Origin of the sequence: Streptomyces sp. NPDC059037, assembly GCF_042740015.1 — a bacterium.
Taxonomy (GTDB): Bacteria; Actinomycetota; Actinomycetes; order Streptomycetales; family Streptomycetaceae; genus Streptomyces.
Genome location: NZ_JBHYIG010000004.1, coordinates 62,569 through 69,721 on the forward strand (window position 1 = coordinate 62,569; position 7,153 = coordinate 69,721).

A 7,153-nucleotide genomic window follows, 5' to 3' on the forward strand; every position below is an offset into this window, starting at 1 on the left:
TGCGGTGACGTAGCGTTCCCAGCGTGAGAGAGCCGTCAACGCGTCTGCCCGTCACGCCCCGGACGGGGCGGTTCCTCGTCCTCGCGGGCGTCTTCGTCTGCGCGGCCTGCGGCCTGGTGTACGAACTCGAACTCGTCGCCCTCGCCTCGTACTTGATCGGCGACTCGGTCACCCAGGCCTCGGTCGTCCTGTCCGTGATGGTCTTCGCCATGGGCATCGGCTCGCTGCTCGCCAAGCGGCTGCGGTACCGGGCGGCCGCCGGGTTCGGTCTGGTCGAGGCGGCGCTCGCGCTGGTCGGCGGTCTGAGCGCGATGGCTCTGTACGCGGCGTTCGCCTGGACCGGCGACCGGGGCGAGGTGTGGGCGAGCGGTTCGCGGTATCTGCTCGTCGCGTTCTCGCTGGCCATCGGGCTGCTCATCGGCGCCGAAGTGCCGCTGCTCATGGTCCTGATCCAGCGGATCAGGCGGCAGGACGCGAGCGGCGCGGTCTCGGACCTGTTCGCCGCCGACTACGTGGGCGCGCTGGTCGGCGGGCTCGCCTTCCCCTTCCTGCTGCTCCCGCTCCTCGGGCAGCTGACCGGCGCCCTGATGACCGGGGCGGTCAACGCGATCGCGGGCGGCGCCCTCGTATTCGGGCTCTTCCGGCGGGACTTGAGCACCCGGGCGCGCTGGGTCCTGATCGTCGCGAACATCACCGTGCTCGGGCTTCTCGCGTCGGCCGCCGTGCTCGTGGGCGACTTCGAGGCGGCGGCGCGGCGCGCGGTGTACGGGAAGGATGTGCGGGTCGCGGTGCAGACCGACGTACAGGAAGTGGTGCTCACCGGCGGGCCGCGCCGTTCGCTCGACCTCTACCTCGACGGGCGGCTGCGGGTCAGCGGACGCGACGAGCACCGCTACCACCGGGCGCTCGTCCACCCCGCGATGAACGGACCGCACGCGCGCGTGCTGGTCCTCGGCGGCGGCGACGGGCTCGCGGCGCGCGAGGTGCTTCGGCATCCGGGGGTCGAGCGGGTGGACGTGGTGGAGGTCGACGCGGGGGTGGTGCACCTGGCGCGGCGTGATCCCGCGCTGAGCGAGCTGAACGGGCACGTGTACCGGGACCGCCGGGCGCGGGTGGTGAACGCCGACGCGTTCCGCTGGCTGCGGTCGCCCCCGCGTACGTACGACGTCGTCATCTCCGATCTGCCGGACCCGGGTATCACGGCGAGCACCAAGCTCTACTCCCAGGAGTTCTACGGCCTCGCGTCCCGCGCACTCGCGCCCGGCGGGCGGCTCGCCGTGCACGCGGGGCCCGTCTCCTCGCGGCCGCGGGTCTTCTGGACGGTGGAGACGACGCTGCGGGCGGCCGGGCTGCGGACCGCGCCGTACCGCGCGGGCGGCAGGGTCTCCGGGTTCGCGGCCGGGCCCGACCGGACGGCGGACGGCGGTGCGGCGCCGCGCGACTGGGGTTTCGTGCTCGCCGCGCGGACCGTTCCCGTCCTCGCTGCGTCCCGGACGGCGGGGCTGCGGCAGGCGGGCGTGGGGCCCGTCGAATCCGCCGAACGGACGCGGCCGCGGGGGCTCACCCCCTCCACACTGGTGCACCCGCGGTACGCGAACTGAGGAGGAACCGGCGAACTGACGTACATGGTGCGGGGCCCGTGGGTAGGCTCGACTGCCATGGAGCATGAGGTGTTCGTTCCGGTTCCCGCAGACCGCCTCCGGCAGGTGCTCGGCGACCCCGAGAAGGTCGCCGGGGCGGTGCCCGGTCTTCAGCGCGACGCGGACGAGGCGGCCGCGCCGCTCTCCGGCCGCCTCAAGGTGCGGGTCGGGGGGCACACGATCACGTACCGGGGCGCGGCGCGGGTCGCTGCGCGGGGCGATGACGGTTACGTGGTGGAGGGCGAGGGCACGGAGGTGCGCGGCAGCGGCTCCGTGAAGATCTCGCTGACGGTGCGGGTCGTTCCGGCGGACGGTGGGGCGCGGGTCCTGTTCGGGGGGACGGCTTCGGCCGACGGGCGGGTCGCGGAGAGTTCTCCACAGGCTGTGGAGGGGGCGGTGCGGAGGCTGCTTGAGCGGTTCGCTGCGGCGCTTGCTCCTCCGGAGGAGGCGGCTTCCCCCGCGGCCGAACCCCCGGAGCCGGTGGCTCCTGAGGTGTCCGTCTTCGAGACCGAGGTGCCGCCGTCGTCGTTCGACGCGGTGGACGAGGACGATGACGACGACGTCGTCGCGCCGCCTGCGGAGGCCGCGCATGCCCGGCGGACGATGATCGGCCGCAGCGCGGAGGAGGTCGATCATGCGCCGCCCCGGGGGCGGTATGCGCCGGCGCCGGCGGCGGAGGCGATGTCGACGAGCGCGACGTTGCGCTGGGCCGCGCCGGCCGCGGCGGTGGTCGTCGCCTCGGCCATCGTGCTGGGCCGGGCGTTGCGGAAGCGGCGGTAGGTCCCCCGGGGCCCGCTCAAAGCCGCCGATTCGCGGCGGATCTTTCCCGACCGCCCACCCGATTGCCCCGCGGCGCGGGTGGGCGGGGTGCCGGCGGCTCCCGCTCGCCCCACGACTTGGACGAGCCCGGCGGCACAAGCCCCCCCCCACCCGCCGCTGCGGGGTGAACGGGTGGGCGGGCGGGAAAGATCCGCCGCGAAGCGGCGGGACAGGCGCGAGCCAGGGCACCACCACTCGACGCCGCTGGTCAGGCCCGCCCCGGAGTCACCGCGCTAAGCCGCACCGCGGGCCCTGGCCCGGAAGCCGCCACGCTCTCAGCGGTCCCGGCTCTCCCCGGTCGGCTCCAGGAACTCCAGGCGGTTGCCCACCGGGTCCTCGGAGTAGAAGCGGCGGTGGCCCGGAAGAGCGTCGTCCCAGAGGACGGCCGCGCCCCGCGACGCGAGCCGCTCGGCGTACGCCGCGATGTCCCGCACCCGCAGCCCGGGGTGCGCCTTGCGCGCCGGGCGGAAGTCGGCCTCCACCCCCACGTGCAGCTCGACCGCCCCCGCGCGGAACCAGCAGCCGCCCCGCGCCGCGAGCACCGGCGGCTTGGGGGTTTCCGTCATGCCGAGTACGTCGGCGTAGTACGCCCGCAGCGCCGCCTCGCTGCCGGGTGGCGCGGCGAGCTGGACGTGATCGACGGCCACCAGCATCAGGCGCGCTTCCGGGCCATCGCGAAGACCCTGCGGAAGGGGAAGACCGTGCCGCCCGCCCCCGCCGGGTACGCCTTGCGGAGCAGTTCGGCGTACTCGGACAAGAACGCCTCCCTCGCCTCCGTGTCGTCCTCCAGCGCCGTCAGGACCGGCCGCAGGCCCGTCCCCTTCACCCAGTCCAGGACCGGGTCGTCGCCCTCCAGGAGGTGGAGGTACGTCGTCTCCCAGGCGTCCACCTCGCAGCCCAGCGGGACGAGCCGCTCCAGGTACGCGGTGGGCGAGAGCACCGCGTCCGCGTGGCGGAGGGTGTCGCCGAGGCGGTCCCGCCAGCGCTGCGATTCGCTCAGCTCCCGCATCAGGACGTGGCTGGGTGCGTCGAAGTTGCCGGGAACCTGGAAGGCGAACGTGCCGCCGGGTGCGAGCGCGGCCACCCAGGCGGGGAAGGAGTCCGGGTGGCCCGGCACCCACTGGAGGGTGGCGTTGGAGAGGATCAGGTCGTACGTGCCTTCGGGCGGCGTCCAGTTCGTCGCGTCCGCCGGGGCGAAGTCGAGGCGCCCGCCGCCCGCCGTGGGTCCCGCGAGCGCCTCGGCCCGCTCCAGCATCTGACGGGAGTTGTCGAACCCGGTGATGTGCGCCGCGGGCCACCGTTCGGCCAGCAGCCGGGTGACGTTGCCGGGTCCGCAGCCGAGGTCCGCGATGCGGAGCGGACGGCCAGGAGCGGACGGGAGTTCGGGAACCCGGGCCAGCAGATCGACGAAAGGGCGGGCGCGGTGGTCGGCGTGGCGCAGATACTGCCCCGGATCCCAGGTGGGAGCGGCTGCGGCAGCAGGGGTGTTGGCGGCTGCGGACATCGGCGGGGCCTCCTGGATTCGCGTACCTCGGCGTCGTACCGTCATCCTCGACCTCGAAGTATCTTGACGTCAAGAGACTTCATGTCGACAGACCCCCTACACTGATCGTCATGGAGGACGAGGTCGATCGGCTGGTCGCAGCGTGGCGCCGGGAGCGCCCTGACCTCGACGTGGAACCGCTCGAGGTGCTCAGCCGCGTCAGCAGGCTCGCGCGACACCTGGACCGGGCCCGGCGGCTCGCCTTCTCCGAGCACAGCCTGGAGCCCTGGGAGTTCGACGTACTGACGTCGCTGCGGCGCGCGGGCGCGCCCTATCAGCTCTCCCCGGGGCAGCTGCTCACGCAGACTCTGGTGACCTCCGGCACGATGACCAACCGCATCGACCGCCTCGCCAAGAAGGGTCTCGTCGAGCGGCTGCCCGACCCCAGCGACCGGCGCGGCGTGCTCGTGCGGCTCACCGAGGAAGGGCGGGACAGGGCCGACCAGGCGCTCGCCGGGCTGCTTGAGCAGGAGCGGGCCATCCTCGCCGAACTCTCGCGCGCGCAGCGGGGCGAACTGGCCGCACTGCTACGCCAGTTGACCGCCCCGTTCGACAACATCCCCGGCTAGGTCGACCGGTCCGACGCCCGCCCTGCGGGCCAGCGCGACGGCCGCGAGCGTGGAGTGCACGCCCAGCTTCCCCAGCACGTTCTGCATATGCGTACGCACCGTGTGCGGGGAGAGGAAGAGGCGTTCGGCGACCGCCTTGCGGCCCAGGCCCGCCACCATGCAGCGAAGGACCTCGCGCTCGCGCGGGGTCAGCGACTCCACCAGGCGCTCGGATTCCGTGCGGTGCTTGCGCGCGGCGGTCAACTCCCGCAGGACGCCGGTGAGCAGCGCGGGCGGCAGATGCGTCTCCTCCCGCAGCACCCCCCGGATGACCGTAAGGAGACGGGACAGGGAGCAGTCCTTGGCGACCCAGCCCGATGCCCCAGCCTGCAGCGCGAGGGCGGCCCTGCGCGGGTCGTCCTTCTCCGCGAGCACGACCGTACGGACCATCGGCTGGCCGGAACGGACCCCGGCCACAAGGGAGATGCCGTCCACCAGACCGTCCGCGTTGCCCTCCTGCACCGAAGGCGCGGGCCGGACACCCTGCACGGCGCTCGCGGACGCGCCGAGGTCGGCGTCGACGAGCAGCACGTCGTATCTGCGCCCCTCGGCGATCGCCCGCTCAAGGCAGCGCAGCGCGGCCGGGCCACTGCCCGCCGCGGACACGTCGACGTCCGGCTCCGCCGCCAGAGCCGCTGCGAGCGACTCGGCGAAGATGCGGTGGTCGTCGACGACCAGGACTCGGATACGAACCACTGAAACCCCCTTCCCCAGGCCCTCGTCGGAGAGCAGGGGATACCCCATCGTCTGAAGACGCACGGTGCGGGTACGACGCACGGAACGGGGGTCGCCGCAGCAGGCACGGCCGCCGCCGTGCTGTGACTGCTACCCCCACGCCGGGCGTCGTACCCGACTGTCTCGCCCCCTGAACGGTGCCGGCCCCCACCGGCACTGCCCTCAGAGTAGGGCCGGAGGGCAGGAGCGGAAGGTGATTTACAGAACTGATTGGCCAGCGCGTTTATGGTGAGCCGTATGTTTCGTATTGAGACAGGAGTCGACAAAGCGCGGTTCGCTCTCCTCCTGAACGGGCTCGAGGCCGCGAACGCGGCGGCGTCCCCGGCACTCCGCGCGCTGCACGGCACCCCCCTGGACCGTGAAGTGCCGCTTGCCGTCTGGCTCCTTGACCGCACGGACGCACTGGCCGGCGGTCTCGCCGGACACACCTGGGGGCGCTGGCTCCATGTGAACCACCTCTGGGTCGCCAAGGACCACCGGGGCGCGGGCCTGGGCGCGCGGCTGCTCGGCGAGGCGGAACAGATCGCGCGTGAGGAGCGGGACTGCCTCAACTCCCGTGTCGAAACATGGGACTTCCAGGCTCCCGGGTTCTACCGGGGGCAGGGGTACGAGGTGGTCTCGGTGATCCCCGACTACCCGGAGGGGGCAAAGGAGTTCACACTGACGAAGAAGCTGTCCGTCACAGCTCTTTGAGCGCCTTCACGCTGATGTCGACGTCGATGTCGTACGGGACGGAGATCCTGAGGCGGTCGTGGTGGATGCCGGTGAGGGCGTACGTCTTGGACAGCGGATCGAGCTCGTAGACCCGCACCACGGGGTGCTGGTTCGCGTCCGCCATCTCGACCAGCCAGAAGTTCGGGATCCCGGCGGCGGCATATTTGCGGGGCTTGGTGTCGCGATCGCGGGACTCCGAGTCGGGCGAGACGACCTCGACCGCGAGCAGGACGTCGCCGGCCGCGAACCTCGTCTGCTCCATACCGGTGACGGCTGCCGCGCGGACGAGGCTGATGTCGGGCTCGGGACCGTTGCGCGGGTCCAGTTCGACGGTCATCTCCCGTCGGACCTTGAGGCTCTCGGGGACCGTGCCACGCAGGCCGGTCACCAGGAGATCGATCATGGTGCTATGGAAATCACGCTGCGGACTCACGAAGACAAGGCTCCCGTCGATCAGCTCGGTGTGCGGCGGGAGGTCGGGCAGAGTGAACAGGTCGTTCACGGTGTACCCGTCCTGCGGCGGCACCGGCCAGCGGCAGCCCTGCTCGCGCTCGGGCTCGGGCTCGTGCGCTGCGATCGGCTCGGCGGTCATGGTTCCTCCCATGGACGGGATTCTCGGCCTGCCCCACAACGGTAACGGCCGGTTCCACTGATCGTCATCACAACGGGTGACCGGCTGCGGGCGCCCCGCAGGGAACCCACGGCTGGATCCGCACGCGGAGTATCCGCACGGACCGATCACGCCACGCGCCGCGCCCCCGCCGAAGGCACCGCCGGGAACACCCGCGGCGCCGTGAAGCCCGCCGCGGCGAACGCCTCCTGGATCGACTTCATGACCGACTCCGCGTCCGGCTCCTCCACCAGGACGATCGCCGAGCCGCCGAAGCCGCCGCCCGTCATCCGGGCGCCGATCGCTCCGGAGGCGTTCGCGGTGGCGACCACCAGGTCCAACTCCTCGCAGGAGATGCGCAGATCGTCGCGGAGCGAGGCGTGGCCCTCGGTCAGGACGGGGCCGATCGCGCGTACGTCGCCGGGGGGGGGGGGGGGGGCGCGCACGGGCGCGCGGGGCGCGGGGGGCGCCGCGAGGGGGGGGA

8 protein-coding genes and 1 pseudogene are annotated in these 7,153 nt (G+C 72.8%); 4 read left to right on the forward strand and 5 right to left on the reverse strand.

The window, feature by feature from the left end:
* Window positions 1-23: 23 nt before the first annotated feature.
* Together ACFWY6_RS01870 and ACFWY6_RS01875 are read left to right on the forward strand one after the other, a co-directional pair.
* Window positions 24-1,601, forward strand: coding sequence for a polyamine aminopropyltransferase (locus ACFWY6_RS01870; protein ID WP_384685160.1), 1,578 nt, complete (start codon window positions 24-26; stop codon window positions 1,599-1,601).
* Window positions 1,602-1,658: 57 nt separating this feature from the next.
* Complete coding sequence (locus ACFWY6_RS01875) at window positions 1,659-2,420, forward strand: SRPBCC domain-containing protein (protein ID WP_384685162.1); 762 nt, start codon at window positions 1,659-1,661, stop codon at window positions 2,418-2,420.
* A gap of 314 nt (window positions 2,421-2,734) precedes the next feature.
* On the opposite strand, the gene ACFWY6_RS01880 is transcribed toward ACFWY6_RS01875, so the two are convergent.
* Window positions 2,735-3,112, reverse strand: a complete 378-nt coding sequence (locus ACFWY6_RS01880) for a VOC family protein (RefSeq protein ID WP_384685165.1) — start codon at window positions 3,110-3,112, stop codon at window positions 2,735-2,737.
* Entirely contained in the window at window positions 3,112-3,963 is an 852-nt protein-coding gene (locus ACFWY6_RS01885) for a trans-aconitate 2-methyltransferase (protein ID WP_384685168.1), read from the reverse strand. Before ACFWY6_RS01885 ends, ACFWY6_RS01880 begins: the two co-directional genes overlap by 1 nt.
* 110 nt (window positions 3,964-4,073) lie before the next feature.
* Between ACFWY6_RS01885 and tamR the strand changes: the two genes are divergently transcribed.
* Window positions 4,074-4,571 (forward strand): MarR family transcriptional regulator TamR, encoded by a 498-nt coding sequence (gene tamR / locus ACFWY6_RS01890; RefSeq protein WP_384685171.1) that lies wholly within the window; start codon window positions 4,074-4,076, stop codon window positions 4,569-4,571.
* Here the strand turns inward: tamR and ACFWY6_RS01895 are convergent.
* A complete protein-coding gene (locus ACFWY6_RS01895) occupies window positions 4,530-5,306 on the reverse strand; it encodes a response regulator transcription factor (RefSeq protein ID WP_160505515.1) in 777 nt (258 codons plus the stop codon). The genes tamR and ACFWY6_RS01895 overlap by 42 nt on opposite strands.
* Window positions 5,307-5,570: 264 nt before the next feature.
* On the opposite strand from ACFWY6_RS01895, the gene ACFWY6_RS01900 reads away from it, so the two are divergent.
* Complete coding sequence (locus tag ACFWY6_RS01900; RefSeq protein WP_384685175.1) at window positions 5,571-6,038, forward strand: GNAT family N-acetyltransferase; 468 nt, start codon at window positions 5,571-5,573, stop codon at window positions 6,036-6,038.
* On the opposite strand, the gene ACFWY6_RS01905 is transcribed toward ACFWY6_RS01900, so the two are convergent.
* Both ACFWY6_RS01905 and ACFWY6_RS01910 read right to left on the reverse strand, forming a co-directional pair.
* Window positions 6,025-6,651, reverse strand: coding sequence for a Uma2 family endonuclease (locus ACFWY6_RS01905; protein ID WP_384685179.1), 627 nt, complete (start codon window positions 6,649-6,651; stop codon window positions 6,025-6,027). The genes ACFWY6_RS01900 and ACFWY6_RS01905 overlap by 14 nt on opposite strands.
* Window positions 6,652-6,797: 146 nt before the next feature.
* A pseudogene (locus tag ACFWY6_RS01910) lies at window positions 6,798-7,153 on the reverse strand (hypothetical protein); the annotation flags it as partial.